Origin of the sequence: Rhodobacter lacus, assembly GCF_042683065.1 — a bacterium.
Lineage (GTDB): Bacteria > Pseudomonadota > Alphaproteobacteria > Rhodobacterales > Rhodobacteraceae > Rhodobacter > Rhodobacter lacus.
The window spans coordinates 22081-44743 of the sequence record NZ_JBHUIX010000012.1; the positions used below are offsets into that span (position 1 = coordinate 22081).

22 protein-coding genes are annotated in these 22663 nt (G+C 67.3%); 4 read left to right on the plus strand and 18 right to left on the minus strand.

Annotation, left to right across the window (positions count from 1 at the left end):
* Window positions 1-128: 128 nt before the first annotated feature.
* Window positions 129-1316, minus strand: coding sequence for a M24 family metallopeptidase (locus ACFSM0_RS11930; RefSeq protein WP_377390638.1), 1188 nt, complete (start codon window positions 1314-1316; stop codon window positions 129-131).
* A gap of 417 nt (window positions 1317-1733) precedes the next feature.
* On the opposite strand from ACFSM0_RS11930, the gene ACFSM0_RS11935 reads away from it, so the two are divergent.
* Window positions 1734-2651, plus strand: coding sequence for a DUF6635 family protein (locus ACFSM0_RS11935; RefSeq protein ID WP_377390640.1), 918 nt, complete (start codon window positions 1734-1736; stop codon window positions 2649-2651).
* Between the two features lie 127 nt (window positions 2652-2778).
* On the opposite strand, the gene ACFSM0_RS11940 is transcribed toward ACFSM0_RS11935, so the two are convergent.
* The 5 genes from ACFSM0_RS11940 to ACFSM0_RS11960 form a co-directional block, all read right to left on the minus strand.
* Window positions 2779-3264: a DUF411 domain-containing protein gene (locus tag ACFSM0_RS11940; protein WP_377390642.1), complete on the minus strand. Its 486-nt coding sequence runs from the start codon at window positions 3262-3264 to the stop codon at window positions 2779-2781.
* A gap of 13 nt (window positions 3265-3277) precedes the next feature.
* Window positions 3278-4789, minus strand: coding sequence for a multicopper oxidase family protein (locus ACFSM0_RS11945; RefSeq protein ID WP_377390644.1), 1512 nt, complete (start codon window positions 4787-4789; stop codon window positions 3278-3280).
* Between the two features lie 37 nt (window positions 4790-4826).
* The gene (locus ACFSM0_RS11950) at window positions 4827-5174 is read right to left on the minus strand and encodes a hypothetical protein (protein ID WP_377390646.1); all 348 of its coding nucleotides are present in this window, start codon (window positions 5172-5174) and stop codon (window positions 4827-4829) included.
* Between the two features lie 270 nt (window positions 5175-5444).
* Window positions 5445-5786 (minus strand): DMT family transporter, encoded by a 342-nt coding sequence (locus tag ACFSM0_RS11955; protein WP_377390648.1) that lies wholly within the window; start codon window positions 5784-5786, stop codon window positions 5445-5447.
* A 308-nt stretch (window positions 5787-6094) separates the two neighbouring features.
* Window positions 6095-6697: a cytochrome b/b6 domain-containing protein gene (locus ACFSM0_RS11960; protein ID WP_377390650.1), complete on the minus strand. Its 603-nt coding sequence runs from the start codon at window positions 6695-6697 to the stop codon at window positions 6095-6097.
* A 480-nt stretch (window positions 6698-7177) separates the two neighbouring features.
* Between ACFSM0_RS11960 and ACFSM0_RS11965 the strand changes: the two genes are divergently transcribed.
* Window positions 7178-8416, plus strand: a complete 1239-nt coding sequence (locus ACFSM0_RS11965) for an MFS transporter (protein ID WP_377390652.1) — start codon at window positions 7178-7180, stop codon at window positions 8414-8416.
* Here the strand turns inward: ACFSM0_RS11965 and ACFSM0_RS11970 are convergent.
* The 10 genes from ACFSM0_RS11970 to ACFSM0_RS12015 all read right to left on the minus strand — a co-directional run bounded on the left by ACFSM0_RS11970 (window position 8398) and on the right by ACFSM0_RS12015 (window position 17035).
* Window positions 8398-8892: a diheme cytochrome c gene (locus ACFSM0_RS11970; protein WP_377390654.1), complete on the minus strand. Its 495-nt coding sequence runs from the start codon at window positions 8890-8892 to the stop codon at window positions 8398-8400. The genes ACFSM0_RS11965 and ACFSM0_RS11970 overlap by 19 nt on opposite strands.
* 10 nt (window positions 8893-8902) lie before the next feature.
* Complete coding sequence (locus tag ACFSM0_RS11975; protein ID WP_377390656.1) at window positions 8903-9298, minus strand: DUF1924 domain-containing protein; 396 nt, start codon at window positions 9296-9298, stop codon at window positions 8903-8905.
* Between the two features lie 4 nt (window positions 9299-9302).
* Window positions 9303-10415: a cytochrome b/b6 domain-containing protein gene (locus ACFSM0_RS11980; protein ID WP_377390658.1), complete on the minus strand. Its 1113-nt coding sequence runs from the start codon at window positions 10413-10415 to the stop codon at window positions 9303-9305.
* A gap of 81 nt (window positions 10416-10496) precedes the next feature.
* A complete protein-coding gene (locus ACFSM0_RS11985; protein WP_377390660.1) occupies window positions 10497-11861 on the minus strand; it encodes a sensor histidine kinase in 1365 nt (454 codons plus the stop codon).
* Window positions 11858-12526 carry a response regulator transcription factor gene (locus ACFSM0_RS11990; protein WP_377390662.1) on the minus strand — a complete coding sequence of 223 codons (669 nt, stop codon included), beginning with the start codon at window positions 12524-12526 and terminating at the stop codon, window positions 11858-11860. Before ACFSM0_RS11990 ends, ACFSM0_RS11985 begins: the two co-directional genes overlap by 4 nt.
* The gene (locus ACFSM0_RS11995) at window positions 12526-12849 is read right to left on the minus strand and encodes a PepSY domain-containing protein (protein WP_377390664.1); all 324 of its coding nucleotides are present in this window, start codon (window positions 12847-12849) and stop codon (window positions 12526-12528) included. Before ACFSM0_RS11995 ends, ACFSM0_RS11990 begins: the two co-directional genes overlap by 1 nt.
* 98 nt (window positions 12850-12947) lie before the next feature.
* Window positions 12948-14519 carry an ABC transporter permease gene (locus tag ACFSM0_RS12000; RefSeq protein WP_377390666.1) on the minus strand — a complete coding sequence of 524 codons (1572 nt, stop codon included), beginning with the start codon at window positions 14517-14519 and terminating at the stop codon, window positions 12948-12950.
* On the minus strand, window positions 14509-15279 hold the full coding sequence (locus tag ACFSM0_RS12005; RefSeq protein WP_377390668.1) for an ABC transporter ATP-binding protein: 771 nt from the start codon (window positions 15277-15279) through the stop codon (window positions 14509-14511). The genes ACFSM0_RS12000 and ACFSM0_RS12005 overlap by 11 nt, the downstream gene beginning before the upstream one ends.
* Window positions 15279-16253, minus strand: coding sequence for an ABC transporter substrate-binding protein (locus tag ACFSM0_RS12010; RefSeq protein ID WP_377390670.1), 975 nt, complete (start codon window positions 16251-16253; stop codon window positions 15279-15281). Before ACFSM0_RS12010 ends, ACFSM0_RS12005 begins: the two co-directional genes overlap by 1 nt.
* A 44-nt stretch (window positions 16254-16297) precedes the next feature.
* Window positions 16298-17035, minus strand: a complete 738-nt coding sequence (locus tag ACFSM0_RS12015) for a 5-formyltetrahydrofolate cyclo-ligase (protein ID WP_377390672.1) — start codon at window positions 17033-17035, stop codon at window positions 16298-16300.
* 74 nt (window positions 17036-17109) lie between these two features.
* Between ACFSM0_RS12015 and ACFSM0_RS12020 the strand changes: the two genes are divergently transcribed.
* Entirely contained in the window at window positions 17110-17958 is an 849-nt protein-coding gene (locus ACFSM0_RS12020; RefSeq protein WP_377390674.1) for a MurR/RpiR family transcriptional regulator, read from the plus strand.
* Window positions 17959-18042: 84 nt separating this feature from the next.
* On the opposite strand, the gene ACFSM0_RS12025 is transcribed toward ACFSM0_RS12020, so the two are convergent.
* Together ACFSM0_RS12025 and ACFSM0_RS12030 are read right to left on the minus strand one after the other, a co-directional pair.
* Window positions 18043-19401, minus strand: coding sequence for an alanine/glycine:cation symporter family protein (locus ACFSM0_RS12025; RefSeq protein WP_465270044.1), 1359 nt, complete (start codon window positions 19399-19401; stop codon window positions 18043-18045).
* 560 nt (window positions 19402-19961) lie between these two features.
* Entirely contained in the window at window positions 19962-21959 is a 1998-nt protein-coding gene (locus tag ACFSM0_RS12030) for a potassium transporter Kup (RefSeq protein ID WP_377390678.1), read from the minus strand.
* A 284-nt stretch (window positions 21960-22243) separates the two neighbouring features.
* Between ACFSM0_RS12030 and ACFSM0_RS12035 the strand changes: the two genes are divergently transcribed.
* On the plus strand, window positions 22244-22618 hold the full coding sequence (locus tag ACFSM0_RS12035; protein ID WP_377390680.1) for a hypothetical protein: 375 nt from the start codon (window positions 22244-22246) through the stop codon (window positions 22616-22618).
* The last annotated feature ends 45 nt before the right edge of the window (window positions 22619-22663 follow it).

Consider the following 22663-nt stretch of genomic DNA (forward strand, 5'->3'; position numbering starts at 1 on the left):
CGCGCTGTTAAGCAGGGGGCCGACCGGTTGGTTCGGGTAGGTATTCGGGAAGTCTTCGGGCGAACAGACCGCCCATTCACTCTTGTAGACACATCACACGGCTGTGAGATTCAAGGAACGACGCTACGTCAACAGGTGGCGGGGCCGAACGGATCTTCGAGGCTCCGGGCCGGGGTCGAGAACCAGCGCGGGCCGGTTTCGGTCATGTAGACGATGTCCTCAAGGCGCACGCCGCATTCCCCGTAAACGCAAAGCATGGGTTCAATCGAAAAGCACATGCCAGCCTCGAGCGGCGTGGCATTTCCAGAAACGATAAACGGCTCTTCGTGGATGTCCAGCCCCAGCCCGTGCCCGGTGCGGTGCGGCAGGCCCGGAACGCGATATCCGGGGCCGAAACCGGCCGCCGTCAGCACGCCGCGCGCGGCAGCATCGACCTCCGCGCAGGGCGCCCCCGGACGCGCCGCCTCAAACGCGGCCTGCTGCGCGGCCCGTTCCAGCGCCCAGAGCGTGCGCTGGCGTGGCGTGGGGGCGCCAAAGACATAGCTGCGCGTGATGTCGGAGCGATAGCCCCGCAAAATGCCGCCAAGGTCGACCAGCACCATATCGCCTTCCGCCAGCACCTGCGGATCGGGCACCCCATGCGGATAGGCGGTGGCCTCGCCGAACTGCACCGCCACGAAAAGCGGCTTCAGCCCCAGCGCGACATGCGCCGCATTGACGAAATCGGCGACCTCGGTGGTGCTGATGCCCGGGCGCAGCCCGGCATGAACGGCGCGTTGCACCGAAAGGCTCGCATCCATCGCGGTCTGGATGATGGCAATTTCCGCCGCGGATTTCACTTGCCGCTGCGCCACGATCATCGGTTGCGCCGAGCGGACCGGCGCGCCCATTGCCCGGCTCAGGCCATCGGCAAAGACAAAGGGCGTGGCCGGGTCGATGGCCAGCCCCGCGCCGGGGGCATCGCTGGCGGCCATGCGCGCGGCCATCAGCGCGAAGGGGCTTTCATCCTCTTCCCACATCGCGATCTCGCCGGGGATGCGGATCAGGGTCTGGAGTTTCGGCTCCTCGAAAGTCGGGGTGACATAGGTCAAAGGCCCCGATGCGGGCACCAGCGCGCCGTGAATGCGCTCGGACAGGCCAAGGCTGAGCCCGGTGTAATAGGTCAGCGAAGACGAGGCATCGAGCCACACGGCCTTGAGCCCCTCGCGCCGCATCCGGGCCTGAAGGCCGTTCAGGCGGAGCTGGAGGTCGGCATCCGTGATGCCGGGCGCCGTAACAGGATGAAATTCGGAGAGAGCACGGGAAAGGTCAGTCATCGGGTATCCAGCGGATGGGCGCATTGTCGCGCAGGCAGACCAGAGATGGCCGGGAGGGGCGCACGTGGTGCCTTGAAGGTCGTGTTAGCGATATTAGATCAAATAGACAATATAGAGGAGCCATTTGCCGGAGCGCGCAGCGCATCGGGCGTTTTGCAGCTGTCTGCGCCCTGCCCCGGCGGCAAAATCACACCTCCAGGGCCATGCCGGAGCGCCAAAGCCCCAAGACACGCAGCGAATCCCGCCCGCCCCGGACGCGGGTGCCGGGGCCAGGCAGAGGGCGCACGGGGCGAGTCAGCCGCGCGCAACTCAGCCGCGCGCAAGGGGCGCGCACGAGAGATGCGAATTTCGCCCGGAACCGGATCGCCAGATCCTGCGGCCGGTGCCATAATGCGCCAGATTTGCAAGGAGCAGAAGATGCGGGGGCAAACAGGCACCGGCAGAGCACGCGATGAGCGGCTCAACGCCTTCGTGCGGAACCATTTTCTCTGGCCGGGGAGCCTGCGGCTGCATCGTGCGGCGCTCGGGGGCGACCTCGTCCGTGCGCCCCTCAATGTCATGCTTGCGCCGGTTCTTGTTGCCACGCGCCTGATCGCATGGGCCTGCGGCGCGTTGCATCGGCCCCGGCTCGCCAACTGGTTTGGCCGTCGCAAGCTTTTGCTGCGCACCTCGGTTGCCGCGCGCGTGGAGGCGTTGATCCTGACCGAGATCATGGGCGTTCCCGTTTCGGGCGCCACACCGGGCCGCGCGGGGCTTGTGCGTGCGATTCTTGCCGCGCCGGCCCTGCGCGATCCGCTCCGCCGCGCCGGGTCCGTCGATGACGCCGAACAGATGGCAGAGCGGATCGTTGCCGCGCTGAGCGAATATTCGGGCGCGCGCGCCGCAACAGCGGAATTTACCACCGCCCTGATCATGCTCGCGATCGGGGCAGCAGCGTTTCAGACCGCGACGCCGGGCGCGATCTCGATGGCGCCGGGGGTTGCCGGGCAGGTGGCGCAAAGCACCGCAATTGCCGAGTTCCCGCTCGGATCGGGGATCGGCGGCCTGTGGTATGGCGCCTTTCCCGCAGCGCCCTCCGAGGGCCTGATGGCGATCACGCTCTTGGGCCTCGTGCTCGTCGGCGCCGTTGTCGCAACCTTTGCGGGCGTTCTCGCCGATCCGGTGCAGGTCTGGCTTGGCGTGCATCGCCGCCGCCTCACACGCCTGATCGCGGTGCTGGAGGCCGAGATCAACCACACCCCCCCAAAGCCGTTTGTGGCAAAGGAGCATTTTCTGGCAAGGATCTTTGATCTTTGGGATGCCGCGCTTTCGATCCTGCGGGCCCTGCGCGGCTGACTGCGCCCTCCCCACGCGCAACCGCTGCGCGCGCATGCTCCGGGTGCGGCAGGAGCGCGCGTCAGGCGCGCTCCCCTCCTTTTGTTGCAGCGATCCCGCGGCGGCTTGCCCCCGCAAGGGGAGGCACTCAGGCCGCGTCGTAATGGGCAAAGATCCGGGTCTCTCCGGTCGGCGCGATCAGATGCACATCATAGGCCTCGCGCTGATCCTCGGGCCCCATGCCGGGGGCCCCAAGCGGCATGCCGGGCACGGCGAGCCCCCGCGCGGCGGGGCGCTCCGCCAGAAGCCTGCGGATATCCGCCGGGGGCACATGCCCCTCGATCACATAGCGCGCGCCTCCCGTGGTTTCGATGCGCGCGGTATGGCACGAGCGCATCGCCTCGGGGATGCCACTTTGCACCTTGAGCGCCTGCAACGCATCATACTCCATCACCCGCGTGGTGACGGCAAAGCCATCGGCGCGAAGCACATCGATCCAGGCCTCGCAACAGCCGCAATCGGGATCTTTTACGACAAGGATCTGCAGCGGCTCGGCGGCACGCAGCGGCGCGGCGACAAGGCCCCCGGCAGCCAGGGCAAGAAAGTGGCGGCGGGAAAGTTTGTAAAAGCTCATCTCGATTCTCCTCTCAGGCGCGAACGCGGAATTCGGTCATCATGCCGGTGGCCAGATGACCCATGTGGTGACAATGCAGCATCCAGGGCGCGGCCGCGCCGGCATCGAGCGCCACCGTCACGCTGCCCATCGGCGGCACCGAGACAGTGTCGCGCCGCGCGCCCGCAAAGCGGGTGCCGTTGACTGCGATCACCTGAAACACATGGCCGTGCAGATGCATTGGATGGGCCATCATCGACATGTTGTGAAACATGATCTCGACCCGCTCGCCCGAGCGCGCCTCGACGGGCTGGCGGTTTTCCCATGTCCGGCCGTCAATCCTCCATTGGTAGGGCTGCATCATTCCCGTCAGCATCACCATCGGCTGCGCCGTGGCGGGGCGGGCGGCGAGCGGTGTCACCGCGCGCAACGCGGTTTCCTGCGCCATATCACCGGAAACCGCCGCATGCGGCTTCTCAGAAAGCTCGGCCAATTTCGGCACCTTGGCGCCCTGCGGCGCGAGCATCAATCCGGTGCGCTCGCGCGCGCCTTCGCGCAGCGCGAGGATCGGCACCACCGCCCCGTCTGCCGGAAGGTCGATCTCAAGATCGAGCCGCTGGCCGGGCGAGATCGCAAAGCGCGTGCCGGACAGCGGCACCACCGGAGCGCCGTCCACCGCCACCAACCGCGCCAAGACGGCCCCGGTGTCGATCCAGAAGGCGGTCATCGAGGCCCCGTCGATCACCCGAAGCCGCACGCGACCGCCCTTTTCGACCCGCACCACCTCCGGGTCTGCAAGGGTGCGGTCATTGGCGAGATAGGCGTCGAACGCGTAATCATTGAGATCCATCGCGCCGCCGCCCGTCATCGCCCCGCCGCCTGCCATTGCCCCGCCGCCTGCCATTGCATCGTGCATCGCCTGCATGCCGGGCATGGACATCATGCCCTCCATGCCCCCCATCCCGGGTATCGGCGCGGCGCCATGGTCCATATGGCCGTGATCCATCGCGGTGCCACCGGTCACTTTGGCCAGCACCTCCTCGGGCGTGGCAAAGGCAAAATCATGGAGCAGCATCACCACCTCCTGCCGGTCCTCGGCCGCCTCCTCGGGGCGGCGCACGATCAGGGGCGCGGCGAGAAGGCCGATCTCCTGCTCCGGGATATGGCTGTGCATCCAGAAAGTGCCGGGCCGGGCCTCGAAATCGTAGCTGCGGGTCTCACCCGGCTGCAGCATCGGGTTGGTGTTCGGCACGCCATCTTGATCATTGGGCGGGATCTGGCCGTGCCAATGCACGATGGTCTCGATGTCGAGCGCATTCGTCAGATCCGTGCGGAAGCGCTGGCCCGGATCGAGCGTGAGGCCGGGGCGGCCCGCGGTGTCGAGCAGGCCCAGCACCGTGGCGGCGCGCCCCTGCACTTCGATGACCCGCGTGGTGGCGGTGAGCGAAAGGGGCGCGGTTGCGGCCCGGGCGCGGGCGGGCAGAAGCGGAAGAGCGGCCATGGCCGCAGAAGCGGCCAGAAAGCCGCGGCGGGTGACATTTGTCATGATGATCTCCAGAGGTCTGAAAGGAAACAGGCGGAGATCAGGCGCGGGGCGGCGGGGCCTCCGGCGCGGGGGCGACAAGCGCCGAAAGCGGCCGGGGCGCGGGGGCCGTCAGGCGCGAAACCCGCTCGGACCGCAGGGGCGGTTGCACAGGCTCCGGCGTCAGCGCGCTTGCCAGACAATGCACAAGGCAGCCGGAGGCAGAGCGATGCAGATCCGCCGCCGCAGGAGCCCCTGCGGCATGGCGCGCGCAATCCTGCGCCGCCAGCGTCATCACCGGCTCTGCCGTGCTCGGGGCATCCGCCGCAAGACCTTGCCCCGGCAGACCGATCCCGGCCACGAAAATGGCGATCAGGACGATGCGGAGCAGGACAGCGAGATTGCGCATGTGCGCAGTATGGCATGCCATGCGCGCGCTGTCAGGTGACAAATGCGGCATGGCAGATGTGCATTCTGCTCAACAAGGCCCGCCGCATCCGCGCGGAGCGGGCCCCGCCCGCCTTTGACCGCGCCCAGCCACGGCGCGCGACCGCGGCGGGGGGTATTTTGTCTTCCAAACAAGGGATTGCGAGGCGAACCTCACCTGCCCGGAAAGGTCACGCCCGCATCGACCGGCGCTGCGCGGGGCCGAATGCGGCGCGATGCCGGAGCGGCCTTGTCAATGAGAGACGCTCGAAAAAGCGTTCATGATGACCACGCCCCCCACGATCAGCGCGATCCCGAGAAACGCCATCGCGTCCAGCGATTGCCGGAAGATCACCACGCTGACCAGCGTGATCAGCACGGTTCCGAGCCCGCCCCAGACCGCATAGGCAATGCCGAGCGGGATCGTTTTGAGCGCGATCGACAGCAGATAAAAGGACGCGATGTAGAACATCGCCATGATCGCAGTGGGGCCAAGTTTCGTGAATTGCTCGGATTTCTGCAGGAAGCTCGATCCCGCGACTTCGCACAGGATGGCACCCGCAAGGGCGAAACAGGATATGAGGTGAGAGGGCATGAGGTCTGTACTTTCCCGGCCGCGCGACGCGGCCCGTCAGGGTGAGGATCGGAAAAACCAGAGACAAGCCCCGAAGACATGCGATTGCGCCTTCCCGATCAGATCAGGTTGAACGCCGCGGCGGGGAAGAACCTGTCAAAAGACAGGCGCAGGAGACACCACCCTGCAACTCTATTACCGGCCCCGCAGAGCTAGGCGCGGAGCCGATGGAATGCAATCGCAAATCGAGGCGGCTCCGGGCAGATTGTCCGATCTGTTGGCGAGCTTGCGGCGTTTCGGGCCGCCGCGGCGCAGAAAGGCGCCCCGGCTCAGCCGATATCGCCCGCATCGGCGGGGCGTTTGAGCCCTGTCACCATCGCGCGCGCCAGATTTTCGCGATGCCGCACAGAGGCCAGCGCCACGCCCCCGATGTGCACCGCCACAAGCAGCACCATCAGATTGGCCAGCACTTCATGCACCTCCTTGAGCGGTCCCGTGCTGGCCGCGCCACGATGCTCGTCGCGCGCGTGATCATCGGCATAGGCGGGCGTCACCAGCGCGGGCAGCATCGCCTGCGCCTCGCTCCGGGTCATCAGCCATCCGGTCCCGGTCGTTCCCGCCATCGACACGAGCAGCGCAACGATCATCGCGGCGCCTGCCGGGTTATGGCCGAGATAGCGCCGCTCGCGCCCCGCGATCATGTCTTTCAGATAGGCCACAACGGCCCTTGGGCCCTGCACAAACTGCGAAAACCGCGCATAGCGAGAGCCGAAAATCCCCCAAAGCACGCGCACCGCCACCAGCGCGGCAGCGGTATAGCCGCAAAACTCGTGCAGCGGTTGCACCTCTTCCGCGCTGAGCCAGGCAAGGGCAAAACACCCCGCCAGCCCCCAATGGAACATGCGGATCAGCGGATCCCAGACGCGTATCATCTTTCTGCCTTTCTCGTTGGGCCGCACGCATGCGGCGCCTTGGTTGACGTGTGGCCGCCGTCTCCGGGCGGCGGCAACGCGAAACGCGGGCATTCTCCCGCATCCGGCCTGACGGCCCGCTGACGAGGCCTTTCAGGTTCACGTCAGCGGGTGCCGTCACAAAGGGGCGTCGACCCCGACTCGACTGCCCCTCAATCAGGAGACCGCCATGCAAACTGTTCTCGCCCCCGCCCCTTCCTCCTCGTGCGAAGGCCGCATCGTCCTGCTGACCGAGCCCCCCTGCGGGCGCTGCGCGCTCGTTTGGTGCGATGCGCCCTGGTCCTCGGGGCGCACCGATTGCCCCCATTGCCGCGGGCGCCAGGGCTGATCGGCAGCGCGCGGCTTGCCCTCGCCCCCTCCGAGGCCCGGCCCCGCCCGAGGGGCCGGGATTGCTCTGCATCGCGGGCCGCTCTAGGCTGGCGCGACGCCTCGGAGACCTGCATGCGCGCTTTCCCTTCCAGTCAGGTGCCAAAACTGCCGCGCGCCGTCTGGGCGCTCGGCTTCGTGTCGATGCTGATGGATGTCTCCTCCGAGATGATCCATGCGCTGTTGCCCCTTTATCTGACCTTTGGGCTTGGCGCGGGCGCGCTCGCGGTGGGGGTGATCGAGGGCATTGCCGAGGCGACCGCCGCGATCACCAAGGTCTTTTCCGGCGCGCTCTCCGATTGGCTCGGGCGGCGCAAGGCGCTGACAGCCCTTGGTTACGGGCTCGCGGCTGTCACCAAACCGGTCTTTCCGCTCGCCGGGTCGCTCGGCTGGGTGGTGGCGGCGCGGTTCGTGGACCGGATCGGCAAGGGGATCCGCGGCGCGCCCCGCGATGCGCTGATCGCCGATCTGACGCCCGAGCGGATGCGCGGCGCGGCCTTCGGGCTGCGCCAGTCGCTCGACACGGTGGGGGCCTTTGTCGGCCCGCTCGCCGCGATTGGCCTGATGGCGGCGTTTGCGGGCGATTTTCGCGCCGTGTTCTGGGTCGCGGTGGGGCCGGCCTTCGGCGCGCTGGCGCTGATCCTCTTTGCGGTTGCGGAGCCGCCCCGCGACCTCGCACGGCCAAAGCCCCGCGTGCCGCTTGCCCCTGCGGATCTGGCCCGCCTGCCGCGCCGGTTCTGGGCGGTGACGGCGGTGGGTGCGGCGTTCACGCTGGCGCGGTTCAGCGAGGCGTTCCTGATCTTGCGGGCCGCCGATCTGGGGCTGGCCGCCACCTGGGTGCCCCTGGTGCTGGTGGCGATGAACCTTGTCTATGCGAGCGCGGCCTATCCGGTGGGCGCAGCCTCGGACCGGATCGGGCGGCGCGGTCTGCTGTTTGCGGGCCTCGCGCTGCTGATCGCCGCCGATCTGGTGCTGGCGCTGGCGCCGGGCCTGTGGGGGCTGGGGCTCGGCGTTGCGCTCTGGGGGCTGCATATGGGGGCGAGCCAGGGCATTTTGTCTGCCCTCGTCGCCGATACCGCGCCGGTTGATCTGCGCGGCACCGCCTTCGGCGTCTACAACCTTCTGACCGGGCTGGCCCTTCTGGCCGCAAGCGTGATCGCCGGAGCGCTTTGGCAGGGGCTCGGCGCCCCGGCGACCTTCCTTGCCGGCGCGGGCTTTGCGGCGCTGGCGCTTTGGGGCGCGGCACGGCTGAAAGAGCTCCGCGCCGCGCCATCTGCCGGCCCGGGGCTGCCGCCTCAATCGTCTTCGAAATAGCCCTGCGCCGCGCCGCGGTGGCAGGCGGTGCAATTGGACATCGACCCCGCTTTGGCCTTGCGCGCGGCAGAGACCTCGCGCCCGTGTTCATGCACGAACCACGGCAGGCCACTGATCCGCAAGGGCGTGAGCCCCGGCGCCGGGTCGCGGCGCCGTCCGTTTCCGGCATCGGCAGCATTGGCCACCAGATAAGCCTCGATCTGGTCGCGCGGGGCGGTATCGAGGCTCGCATCCTCGCCGAAGTGATTGCCCAGATCGGCCATCATCGCCTGCCAGGAGCGCGCGGGCAAAAACCCCGGCGGAAACGCCATGTGGCAGGCGCTGCATTCCGCCAGAAAGGCCGGATCGGCGGGCGCGCCCGCGCCCCGGCTGCGGCTGTGGTGCTCCCCTTCCTCCTCGCCCCAGCCCTCGGCACAGGCGGGGGCGGCGGCGAGAGCGGCGGCGAGAAGCAGAACGGCTCGGGTGATCCCTGTCATGTCTTCCCCCTCAGAGGCTCGAAAGCCAGGCGATCAGGTTCGCCTTTTCGGCATCGGTGCAGGCGCGGCCGAGCACCGAGCCGCAGTTGCGGCCAAACCATTTCTCGACCTTGGCGGCATCGGTGAAGCGCCCGGGCGTGGCTGAGGGCGCAAGCGGCTCGATCGCCTTGCCGGTGCGCGCCTGCCCGGCCTTTTGCGGATCGGTGCCGTGGCAGGTGGTGCAAGAGGGCGTATCGGGCTTGCCGCCGGTGTGATTGGCGAGAAAGAGATCGCGCCCGGCACCCGCATCGGCCTTGGCGCCCGCGGCGGCCTCATAGCGCGCGATGAGCGCGGCGGGAGAGGTGTCTTGCGCGGCGGCAGGCAAGGCCAGCGCCAGCAGCGCAACGGCGAAGAAAAGCGATTTCATGGGGTTACTCCTTTGGGATGGATAGGGCGAAGGGGCTGAACCGGCCCGAGACGGCATCGGGGTGGCAGGCGGCGCAATTGGCGCGGCTGCCCACCGGCTTCGTGCGAAAGAGCGCTTCGGGCAGATCTTCATGGAGGCGCGCCCAGGCCCGGGTGGCGGTGATCGTGAAGGGCGCCTCGGGCGCGGTGCGGGCAAAAAGCTTTGCCGGCAGGGTCTCGGTTGTTTCGGCGGCATGGGCGGTGAGCCAGCCCTCGATCTCGCGCGCGGTGGCGGGGGCCAGCGAGGCATCCTCGCCAAAATGCGACGGCAGCCCCGCGATCAGCGCCTGCCACCCGGCACGCGGCAAGAGCGAAGGGTGGTAGACCATATGGCAGGCGCCGCATTCTGCCGCCGTGACCGGGTCGATCTGTGCCACCGGCTGGCCCGGCACCGGGCGCGCCGCAAGGACCGCATTGCCCGCCACGAGCGCCGCGCCAAGCCCCGCAAGGAGCGTGAACGCCAGAACCGGGCGGGCCGGGATCTCCGCGGCGGGGGCATCGCCGGGGCGCAGTTCCTTGCGCCCGTCGAGCATCGCGCGGGCAAGGTTTTCACGGCTGCGACGGCTCTCGAAGGCGACCCCGCCCAGATGCAGCGCGATCAGCCCGAGCACACCGATGGCCAGGGTCTCATGCCATTCGCGTGCGCCCCAGCCCGCGGCAAAGCTCGTGCCGGCGGCAAAGGGGCCAATGCGGAACATCCCGCCCAGCATCAACAGCCCGGTCACGGCCAGCACCAGCACAGCGGCCAGCACCGCCAGCACCATCAGCGCGCCGAGCGGGTTGTGGCCAAGGTGGCGGCCATCTTCTGCACGCAGATGCGCGCGGAGCGCGGCGGGGCTCGGCACAAAATCGGCAAAGCGCGCATGGGTCGGGCCGCAAAAGCCCCAGACCATGCGCGCCAGCACCAGTGCCGCGGCAATCAGCCCGGCGGTGAGATGCCCCTGCAAGCGCCCCGCCCCGCCGAAAAAGCCGGTCACCGCCGCCACGCCCACGGTGGCCGCGAGCCCCCAGTGAAAGAGGCGCACGAAAAGATCCCAGACCGGGGTGGTTCGGGGCTCGGGAGAGGGGAGGAGGGACATCGGAGGCTCCGCGCTGCAAATCTGGCGCTGCTGTGCCACCCCGGCGCTGACACCGCCCTGACCCGCAGCGTCAGTGAAGTGTCAGTTCAGGGGCTCCGCGGCGGGGAGCCGGAGCCGGGCCTCCAGCCCGGGGGCGGCGGGATGCAGGCTCAGGCTGCCGTCAAGCGCCTCGGCGATGTCATGGGCGATGGCGAGGCCGAGCCCCTGCCCCGCGCCAGCCTTTGGCCCCTGCATATCGGCGCGGGTCCCGCGTTGCATCAGCGCCTCGATCTGCTCGGGCGGAATGCCCGGCCCGTCGTCGATCACCGAAATGCGGATCTGTGCGCCCTCCCGCGCCGCCACGATCCGCACCGCGCCCCGCGCATGGCGCGCGGCATTCTCGATCAGCGCGCCAAGCGCCTCGCTCAGATCGCCGGGCTCGGCGGCAACGATCAGCCCGGCGGGCACCGCCTCCTGCCAGCGCCGCGCCGCCCCCGCCTCGGTGCGCCGGATCACCCGCACGAGCCCGGCCACCAGCCCCGCCACCTCGGCGCGCGCCGCACGGCCCTGCATTGCCACGCGGGTGCGGGCCAGCTCGCGCGTCACATGCGCGCGCATCGCCTCGGCAATCGCGGCAATCTCGGCGCCCTCGGGGCGCCCCGCGGTGCTGAGCCGCCCGGCCTCGCCCAAGAGCGCCTGCAGCGGCGTTTTCAACCCATGCGCCAGATCCCCCGCGCGGCTGCGCGCGCGCGCAAGCTCGCTCTCGCGGGCGGCCAGAAGTGCGTCAACCTCAGCGGCGAGCGGCACCAGCTCGGCGGGCAGATCATCCCCCAGCCGGCGCGCCTGCCCGCGGCGCAGCGCCGCCACCCGGTCGCGGATCGCCGCGAGCGGGCGCAGGCCAACGGCGATCTGCGCCCAGCCCGCAAGCGCCAGAATCGCCGCCAGAAGCGCCGAATAGGGGGCGAGGTCGCGCAGAAATTCCGCCTGCGCAGCGCTCAGCTCCGCTCGATCCATCGCCACCGCAGCGCGCAGCGGCACCGCGCCGAGCCGCTCGGGCAATGTGACCGAACGCTCGATCACCAAAAGCGCGGTGCCGCCGGGACCGGGCAGCTCATGCACATGCTCGGCCCCGTCGCGCAGATCATCGGGCGGCAGCGGGATCTCGCTGTCCCACAGCGCGCGCGCCCGCAACAGCCGCCCCGCAACCGCGATCTGCCAGTAAAGCCCGCCATAGGGCCGCTCGAACCGCGGATCGGCCGGGCGAGTGGCCAAAAAGAGCGTGCCATCGGCCCCGCGCGCCATGCCCGCCAGCACCTGATCAAGCTGGACCGAAAGCTCCGCAAGGGCGCGGCGCTCGACATGGGCGGAAAAGAGCGCGCTCAGCCCGAGCGAGGCGGCGCCGATGGCAAGGCTCACCGCCACGGTCCCCGCGATCACCAGCCGCGCCCGCAGCGAAAGCCGCCTCATCCCCCTGCCCCGGCCTGAAGAAAGTAGCCAAAGCCGCGCCTTGTGCCGATGATGCCGGGGCCGAGCTTGCGCCGGAGCCGCGCCACCAGCGCCTCGAGCGCATTCGCCTCGCGCGAGAAATCATCGCCATAAAGGTGCTCAAGCAATTCGCCGGGCGCCACCACCCGGTCGCGGTTGAGCATGAGATAGGCGAGCAGGCGGTATTCGAGCGCGCTTATCGCCACGGGCAGGCCGCGCACCGAGACCAGCATCCGGTTTGCATCAAGCCGCAGATCGCCCGCCACCTGCACGGCGCTGCCCCGCCCCGCCGCGCGGCGCACCAGCGCACGGGCGCGCGCCACCAGCTCTTCCATGCGAAACGGCTTGGGCAGGTAATCATCGGCGCCCGCGTCGATCCCCTCGACCCGCTCCAACCATGTTCCGCGCGCGGTCAGCACCAGAACCGGCATCTCGCGCCCGTTCGCTCGCCAGCGCTTGAGCACGCTCAACCCGTCGAGCTTGGGAAGGCCGAGATCGAGCACGATCAGGTCATACTCTTCGGTATCGCCCAAAAACCACGCCTCGGCGCCGTCGCCGCAGCACTCCACGCGAAAGCCCACAGCGCCCAGCGCGTGCCCCAGATCGGCGGCAATCCGGGGATCGTCCTCCACCGCCAGCACCCGCATCAATCATGCTCCGCGCGATGCCCGGCAGGGCCGCGGCGCTTCAGGAGCGCACCGCTCCGGGCATCGACCCGCGCCTCGACGATCCGCCCGGTCGGGGTGATCAGGTCAAATTCGTAGACATAGGCGCCCGCGTGCTGATCAAGCTCGGCGCTCAGAAGCCGCGCGCCAAGCTGCGCCTCCAGCCCCGGCAGGATTTTTGACAGGGGCAGGATCGCCCCTTGCGACAGCGCGCGGCGGGCGCGGTCGTGATCGTCATCGGCGCGCGCGGACAGGGCCGTGAGCGGGGCAAGAAGGGCAATCAGGACGAGGCGCGCGGCGATCATGGCGGCACTCTTGCACGGCGAAGCTTGCACCATGCTGACAGCGCCGCCGCCGGCGGCCTTCAGCGCTTGTCCACGCGAGGCATCCCGGTCAGCTCTCGCTACTCTGCCGTCGCCATGCCAAGCCGCTTGAGCACGCGCCGTTCCACCCCCACGACGATGAGGTAAAACACCACGGCGAGCAGCACCGAGACCGCAGCCACGGACCAGATCATGCCATAATCCAGATAACCGCGCGACTGGTTGAGCAGATTTCCGAGCCCGGTTCCGGTGGCCAGCCATTCGGCGATCATCACCCCCAAAATGGCGCGCGGCACGGTGAGGCGCGTGGCTGCGAAGAGATAGGGCAGCGACGCCGGGATGGTGACCAGTTTCATCTCGCTCCAGCGGCTTGCGCCATAGGCGCGCGGCACCTCCTCGGCGCTGCGCGGCACCAGCGCGATTCCTTGCGCAAGCGTCACGAAGGCGGGGAAGAAGGTGACCGAGATCGTCACCCAGAGCGTCAGCCCCACGCCGCGCCCGAGGACGAGCACCAGAAGCGGGGTGAGCGCCACCAGCGGCATGGTTTGGGTGACGAGCGCCACCGGCATGAAGGCGGCGATGGCGCGGGGAAACAGCTTGGAGCTGATCGCCAGCAGAAAGGCAAAGCCAAGCCCCGCCGCCATGCCGACAAAGGTGATCGGCAGCGTTTGCATCAGAGCGGCGCCAAGCTTTGCCCGGGCGCTTTCGGCACCGGGCGAGAGGACCAGGTAATCCACCACCGCGAACGGGGTTTTTGCAATCATCTCCGGCACTCCGGTGAGCTTGATGAAGCCCCACCAGAGCAAAAAGGGCAGCGCGATGGTCAGCGCCGCAATCGTCAGCCGGTGCCGCAAGGAACCGGGCGCGGCCTTGTCCTCTGGCAGCGCGGCATTGAGTGTGACCGCGCGCGTTGCCCCCACAAGCCGCGTCGAGAGCAGGGCAAAGACGGCGTAGCTGAGCCCCGCGATGGCCGTGGCGATCAGGCCGATGCCCCAAAGCCGCTCCGGCTCGGCGCGGCCCAGTGAACCGAGCAGATAGGCCCCGAGCCCCCAGCGCCCGCCGCCGCCGAACTCGGCCAAAATCGCCCCCAACACCGCATTGGGCGCGGCAATCCGCAGCCCCGAGAGGATCGCGGGCAGCGCGGCGCGCACCTGCACCAGCCGCAACAGGTCGTAACGGCCGCCGCCATAGGCACGGATCAGGTCGGCGGCGCGGCTGTCGGTCTGGCTCAGCCCGATCACCGTCGCGGTCATGGTGACGAAATAAACCCCGAGCGCGGCCAGCGTGATGCGCGGCGCCATGCCCGAAAGCGTCAGCGCAAGGATCGGCGCAATCGCGATCGGCGGCAGCGCAAAGATCACGATGTTCACGCCGCGAAAGATCCGCAACAGGGTGGAGGAGAGCGCAAAAGCGATCCCGGCCCCGATCCCGGCAAGATTGCCGATCACGAAGCCAAGACCCGAGGCGATGAGCGTTGCCGCCACATGGGGCGGATAATCGCCCCGGTCGATCCAGAGCCGTGCGGCAATTGCGGAAGGCGCTGGCAACGCGCCCCCGGCAACCAGCCCGAAGCGCCCGACGATCTCCCAGATCGCGAGCAAGATCAGCACATTGCGCAAAGCGTGGCCGGAGGCTGCGCGATCATCCGCCATGCAGCACCTCGGCGATATGATCGCACAGCTTGTGAAAGGCCGGATCTGCAAACAGCGGCGGGCGGCGCGGACGGTCGAAGGGAATGTCGATCACCTCGACGATCCGGCCCGGATTGGCATGCATCACCACCACCCGGTCGGCCAGAAACACCGCCTCGTCGATGCCATGCGTCACCAGCAGCGCGGTCGAGCCGGTCTCGGCCCAGATCCGCTGCAATTCGACATTCATCTGCCGCCGCAAGATCTGATCAAGCGCGCCGAAGGGCTCATCCATGAACAGCACCTGCGGATGGGTGACAAGCGCGCGGGCAATGGCGACGCGCTGGCGCATGCCGCCCGACAACTCGCCCGGAAGCGCGTTCTCGTAGCCGTTCAGACCGACCAGATCGATCATCTGCTGCACCCGCGCGCCATGCTCTGCCTGCGGCAGCCGCAACACTTCGAGCGGCACCTCGACATTGCGCCGCACCGAGCGCCACGGCAGCAACGCCGCGTCCTGAAACGCGACGCCTGTGAGCCCGGCGCGTGCCGCGGCCCGCGGCACCTGGCCGGCAATCTGCACGCTGCCGAGATCGGCCGCCTCAAGCCCGAGCGCGATGCGCATCACCGTGGATTTGCCGCAGCCGGAAGGGCCGATCACCGCCGTAAACGAGCCCGCCGGGCAGGCAAGGGTGATGTCGCGCAACGCCTCGATCACCTTGCCCCGGCCGCGAAAGGTCTTGCCGACCCCTTGCAGAGCGATCCCTGCGGCCTCCGACATCAGATCTCGGCCAGAAGCGAGGTGTCAAACATCTCGTGCGTGCCGACAATGCCGACCGCCCCGAGCGCGCTGAGGCATTTTTCGATCCCGTCATCCGTAAGCGCGAAAATGCCCGCGGGGCTTTCGATCAGCGGCTTCTGGGCGCTATTGAAATAGACCTCGTTCTCGATCGTGCGGCCCGTGCCCTTGAAGTGGCTGTCGGCAAATTTCGGCGGCCAGACGGTCGGGTCAGCGAGGTTCTCGGCCCAGGCCTTGCGGGAGGCGCGCAGCCATGCCACCAGCAGGTCGCGTTTTTCGGCCAGCACCGCCTCGGTCACCACCACGGTGTCGTTGAAAAGCGTGTAGCCAAAATCATAAAGCAGGAACGAGGTCGCGGCGGCCCCTGCCTGATCGAGCGTGTAGGGAACGTTGGTGGTGAAATCGAGGCTCGCGTCGATCTCGCCCTTGATCAAGGGGGTCGGGTCGTAGGCATAGGGCACGATATTGACCGAGGCCGGGTCGATGCCGTTCATCTTCAGCATCGCCTCGACGGAGATCACGTTCACGGGCGGCACCGCCAGCGTTTTGCCAACGAGGTCTTTGGGCTCGTGGATCGGGTTCGAGGCAAGCGAAACAATCCCGATCGGGTTCTTCTGATATTGCGTGCCGATGATCTTGAACGGCGCGCCCTGTTCGGCGATCGCCTTGATCGTGGTATCGGGCGAGGTCAGCGTCAGATCGGCGCGCCCGGCAATGATCGTGCTTTCCGGGATCACGTCGGGCCCGCCCGAAAGATAGGTCAGATCAAGCCCGGCCTCGGCGTAATAGCCTTGATCGAGGCCGAGGAAATAGCCGGTGAATTCGGCATCATTGATCCACGATGCCTGCATGGTCAGGGCGCTGGTGGCGGCGCGGGCGCGCCCGGTCAGGGCGGGCGCGGCCAGGCAGGCGGCGGCGGAGGCCATGAAAACACGGCGGTTCAGGCGAAGGCTCATGGGGGTCCTCAGTCTTGGGAGGGAGGGGAAGGGAAGGGCCCGGCTCAGGCCAGACCTTGCAGGCGTTGCAGTTCTTGCAAGGGGGGCGTTTGCGCGATCTGTTTGGGATCAAGCAGCGGCCATTTTACGCCGCGCGGGCGTTGCGCGCGGCGGCCGATCTCATGTGCGCCACCGGGGGTGAAGATCTTGTCCACCAGAATATCGGTCTCCGAAGGCTGCAACTGTTCTTGCACAACCTGCACATCATGCACGACCGCATGCACCGGGGTTTGCTCGCCCACCAGCCCGAGGTCGGTGAACATCCCCCATTCGAGGTCAAAGAACCCGTGGCCCTTGCCAAAGCGCACGCCGTTCATCGACACCGCCGAAGCGCCGGTGACGAGATAGTCGAACCGGCCCATTTGGGCGATCTGCGCCAGCGTGATCGGAGTGCCGAAATATTCCATCCCATCAAGCCACGACGCATAGCGCGCCGCGCCCGCCGGCACTTTGCCCGGATCAAGATAGAGAAAGCCGCGATAGATGCCGTAGGTGGACATCACGAACGGCTTGCCCGCCTCGATCATCCGCATGCGCAGGTCGCACAGGCAGTTGTCGGGCGTGATGAAGGCGAACCGGCTCGCCTGATAATCCGGGTCCGCGATAAGCCGGTCGATGGCCTGCTCGGACCCCTCGAAATCGGGGATCACTTCGGCGAAGTTCAGATGGAACCGGGTGTCAGGCCTCGCCACATCATGCAGCCTGGTCCATATTTTTTCGCGGATCACCTTGGAGGTCGTCATCTTGCTATCCGTGTCGTTTCATTGTTTCATAAATGTGAAACTTGCGTTTCAACGGTCAAGGACTTTCCGCTGACATGGCTTCACGTCTTATCCTGCGTATTCACGAACGCCACGCGCGGCTGACCTCGAGCGAGCGGCGAATTGCCGATGTTCTCATGGAAAATCAGAGCCTTGTGGAAACACACACCGCCACGGAACTGGCCGGGCTCGCGGGGGTGTCAAAAGCGACGACTGCCCGTTTTTTCCGCAATCTCGGATATACGGACTTTGAAGAAGTCCGCCTTCAAGCGCGCGAAGAGCGCAATCGCAAGGAACCCTATGCGCGATTCGAGCCCCGCCCCGAGCCGCTCGGGCTGGGGCGGACGATCTCGGACCACCTTGATCTGGAGCTGCGCAACCTGACGCGCACCTTTGAGGAGATGCGCTCGGATCTGTTGCCGCATATCGCGACCGTGCTGGGCCGGGCGCCGCAACTGTGGTTTCTGGGCTTTGGTGACGAACATGCGGTGGCGCAGCTTGGCAAATCAATGTTCGCGCGGTTGCGCCACGCGGTGCATCAGATCGAAGGCACCGGGCAGAACTGGGCCTCGGAACTGGCCCGAACCGGCCCGCGCGACGTGTTGATCGTGCTGAGCTTCGCTCCGCGCCCAAAGCTGATGCGCGCGCTTCTTGCCCATGCCCGCACCACCCGGATGCAGATCATCACCATCACCGATCACGCCCATGCCGCCCAAGCGCAGCGCCATTCCGACATTGTTTTGCCGTGCCACATCGCGAGCTACGGCCTTTTGCCGACCCATGCGACGATGCTTTCGGTGCTGCGCCTGATCGCGGTTGCCTATGCCAGCCAGAATGCCGATTCCGTGAGCCAGCGCCTTGCAACGCTTGAGGCAATCAACGAGGAACTCGACCTGTCGGAATGACCCGAAGCCTCGCCCTGACCGGCGGGCATTTTGCCGGCACGGAAAGGCCGGGGCATCCGACAGGACGCCCCGGCAAGTGCGGTGTCAGATCCGGCTTTCGCCCCCCGGGGCGAAATATTCGCGCGTCAACTTGACGATGATGGGCGACAGCAGCAGCAGCGAAATCAGGTTCGGGATCGCCATCAGGGCATTGAGCGTATCGGCCACCAGCCAGGCAAAATCGAGGCTCAGCGTGGCCCCGAAGAAGACCGCGATCGTCCACATCAGGCGGAACGGCTTTTCGCTGACGGTGCCCAGCAGGAATTCCCAGCACTTCTCCGCATAATAGGCCCAGCCCAGAATCGTCGTGAACGCGAAGAGCGCCAGACAGATCGTCAGCACATATTTGCCATAGCCCGGCAGCGCCGCCTCAAACGCGAGCGAGGAGAGGAGCGCCCCGGTCTCGCCGCTCGTCCAGACCCCGGTGACCATGATCGCAAGGCCCGTGAGCGTGCAGATGATGATCGTGTCGATGAAGGTCCCCATCATGCCGATCACGCCCGAGAACACGGGGTTCGAGGTCGAGCCAGAGGCCTGCGCGATCCCGGCGGTGCCAAGGCCCGCCTCGTTCGAGAAGATGCCGCGCGCCACGCCCTTTTGCATCGCCATCAGAATGGTCGAGCCAAGGAACCCGCCTGCGGCGGCGGTGCCGGTGAAGGCATCGGAGACGATGGTGGCGAGGGCTGCCGGGATATTGCCGGCAAAGAGCGCCAGCACAACGACCACGCAGATCAAATAGATGATCGCCATGAAGGGCACGACCTTCTCCGCGACCGCGCCGATGCGCCGGATCCCGCCCAGCACGACCAGCCCGGTAACACCCGTCAGCACGATCCCGGTGATCCAGGTCTGGACCCCGAAAGAGTTCTCAATCGCCGCGGCGATGCCATTGGCCTGCACCATATTGCCGATGCCAAAGCCCGCAAGGCCGCCAAAAAACGCAAATGCCGTGCCGAGCCAGTGCCAATGCCGCCCGAGCCCGTTCTTGATCGCGAACATCGGGCCACCGACATGCTCGCCCTTGTCGTCAACCTCGCGATACTTCACCGCGACAACCACTTCGGCGTATTTCGTGGCCATGCCGACAAAAGCGGTGATCCACATCCAAAACAGCGCACCGGGGCCGCCGACGGCGATGGCCGTCGCGACACCGGCAATGTTGCCGGTGCCGATGGTGCCGGAAAGCGCCGTCATGAGGGCCGCATAGGGGGTGATTTCCCCTTCCGCGTCAGAGCCGGGCGTGCGGCTTTTCCAGATCATCCGAAAGCCGTAGACGAGCTTTCGGATCGGCATGAAGCCAAGACGAAGCTGAAGGAAAAGGCCGGTGCCGATGATCAGGACAATCATCGGAACGCCCCACACAATCCCGTTCAGCCAATTGAAGAAATTCAAGATCAGTTCCAAACGCCAGTCTCCTCTTCGTCCCTTGCCCTGCGTTTCCACAAAAGACGCACGCGTGCGACGCGCTTCGCGTTGCAGGGATCTTGTGCTGTTGTGCGCGGCCCACCCTTACGGTCGCATCCGAACCAAGATCAACCCGGCGATTCACCACATATCGAAGCGGTGGAGGAGCGCATCGCCCGAGGCGTTCAGAAACCGCAGGCCCCCCCTGGCGCAGCGTCAGGACCACTCCCGCACGCTGGGAGATGCGTTTTTCCCTTGGCGCGCGGAGGGCGGGGGTGTCGAAGGGCCGCACGCGGGCCGCCAATTCCGTTGCGTCAACGGGATGATGGCCCGAGCGCTCGCGCCCCCGCCAGATTCAGCCGCGCAGGCATGGCGGGGGCGCGTGCCCCGGCCCCGCGCGGGAGATCGCGCCCCGACCGGCTGCGGCGAGAGCGCATTTCGTCGACAGGGTCGAAATCCGCAAAAAGCCCCCAAAGACGCCCCGAGAGGGGAGCGGCATCCGGTTTTACCACTTGCCGCTGCGGCCCTTTTTCATCGGCTCATACTTTCCCGGCGGGCCGCTAGAGCGAGATCCGCTCGCCCAGTTCGATCACCCGTTCGCGCGGCAGCAAGAAATACTCGCTCGGATCAAGCGAGAAGCCATGCAAAAAGATGTGCAGCCGATCAAGGAGCCGCATCGGCCCGCCTCCGGGGCGGATCACCGGGCGGCGGCGCGCGACAAAGAAGATCGTGCGCATCACGTCGATCTTCAGCCCCATCGCCCGCGCCCGCGGCAGGGCGCTGACAATCCGCGGCGTTTCCATGAAGCCAAAGCGGATCGTGAGCAGGCTGAACGGGCCGCCCAAAGGTTGCCAAGAGACGCGCTCCGCCTCCGGCACGGTGGGCACACGCAATGGCTCGACGGTCAGGATGATCGTTTGCTCATGCACGACGCCGTTGAACTTGATGTTGTGCATCAGCGTGGCGGGAGCGGCCGCCGGATCGGCGGTGAGAAAGAAGGCGGTGCCCGGAACGCGGTTGACGGAGCTTGTCTCCATCATCTTCACGAAAGTGGTCAGATCGGTGCTCGACTGATGCGCCCGGAACAGAAGCTTTTGCGTGCCGCGCCACCACGCCCCCATGGCCAGCCCCAAAGCACCCGCGATCATCAGCGGGATGAACCCGCCATCTCCGATCTTGCTGAGGTTCGAGGACAGGAACACCCCCTCGACCGAGAGGATCGAGCCGGCAAGCGCCAATGCGGGCAGCCGCGGCAGGCGCCGCGAGAGCAGGATGTAGAAAATGGCCAGAAGGCTCGTGATCACCATCGTGCCGGTGACAGAGATGCCATAAGCCGCCGCCATCCGCTCGGAACTGCCAAAGCCGATAACGATGACGCAAACGAGGGCAAGCAGGGCCCAGTTCACTGCGGGCACGTAGATCTGCCCGTGATTTCCCGGGGCGGTGTGCAGGATGCGCATGCGTGGCAAGAGCCCAAGCTGCACCGAGGCGCGGATCATCGAGAACGCGCCGGTGATCACCGCCTGCGCGGCAATCACCGTGGCGGCGGTGGCAAGTGCGATGAACCAGGGCAGCGCGGGGCGCGGCACCATCGCAAAGAGCGGATTGTCGATCGCGGCGGGAGAGCGCAACACCAGCGCGCCCTGCCCCAGATAGTTCAGCACCAGCGCCGGAAAGATCAGCCCGAACCAGGCCAGCACGATCGGACGGCGCCCGAAATGGCCCAGATCGGCGTAAAGCGCCTCGGCTCCGGTGACGGCAAGGAAGACCGCGCCAAGAACGACAAAGGAAAGGCCCGCGTGCTCGCGCAGGAACTCGAACGCCCAGACCGGATCGAGCGCGGCGAGCACTTCGGGCGCGGCCCGGATGTGCCAGAGCCCGAGCCCCGCGAGGGTGAGAAACCACAGCGCCGTGACCGGGCCGAAACCCGCCGAGATGCGCGCCGTGCCATGCGATTGCGCGAAAAAGAGCAGCGTCAGGATCACCAGCGTCACCGGCACGACCCAGGGCGCAAGGCCGGGCATGAAGATCTCGATCCCTTCCACCGCCGACATCACCGAAATCGCCGGCGTGATCGCGGCATCGCCGATGAAAAGCGCGGCCCCGGCAATCGCCAGCAGCAGCACCGGCACCGAACGCCGCCCGAGCGCGAGCCGCACCATCGTGTAAAGCGCCAGAATGCCCCCCTCGCCCCGGTTGTCGACGCGCAGCAGGAAGAGCACATATTTGAGCGTGACGATCAGGATCAGCGCCCAGAAGATCAGCGAAAGGAGCCCGAGCACCTCGGCCCGGCTCAGATCGCCATCGCGCATGGCCGGGCGCAACGCCTCACGGAAGGTGTAGATCGGGCTCGTGCCGATGTCGCCGTAGACGACCCCCACGGCTCCCAGTGCGAGCGCCCAAAACCCCTGTGGGCTGGGGCTGGGCGCGGCCGGATCGGCCGCGGTGCCAGCCTCCTCGCGCAGATAGTCACTGATATCGAGTGTGCTGCTGTCGGCGCCCGCGATGGGCGCCGTGTCGCTATTGGCCTGCGACGGAGGCAACGAAACTTGGGACATGAGGGGGACGGTGCGGATCAAAGGGCCGTGCAGGTCGGGAAACCACCCGCCGCTCGGCAACCTGACAGGCTGTGAGAGCGCTCCAGAACATCGCAAGATCGCGACTGGGCGAAATATGACAGAAATCACACCGGTTTCAAGAGCATGTGATGCGAGATGTCGCAGGGGGGCCGGCACCGGCGCAAGACGACCGCGCCCAGCGCCCTGCTCCCTGCGCAGAAGGGAATTGACGCAAGCGAGGGCGCACTCCAGATTTCATGACGATTCTTGGGATGCCCAGCGCAATGCGACTCGACCTCTCTCGTCTGCAACAAGAGGCCAGGGTCTGGCTCACCCGGGCCTGTCTCGGGCTTGCGCTGCTGGCGGTGGTCGCATTCGCGCTCGAAAGACCGGGCGGAGGGGTGGCGTTTTCCGCCGCACCTCCGGGCATTGACACGATTCTCAAGGTCATCCCTGCCGAGCTGCGGCCCTTGCGGCCAACGAGCGCGCTTGTCGATCGCATGGCAAAAGGGCCGCCCGCGCTGGCCTGCCTGCCGCTGCGCGCCCTGCCGCCGCGGCAGGGCGCTTCCCGCCAAGCTGTCGGCGCGCCCGTCTTGGCCGTGCTGCCGCGCCGTCCCCACCTGCGCCCCGCAGCGCAGGCGCCTCCGGCAATGATCTGAGCCGCGCCCGCTCCGGCGGGCCGCAACTCTCTGGATCATTCTTCA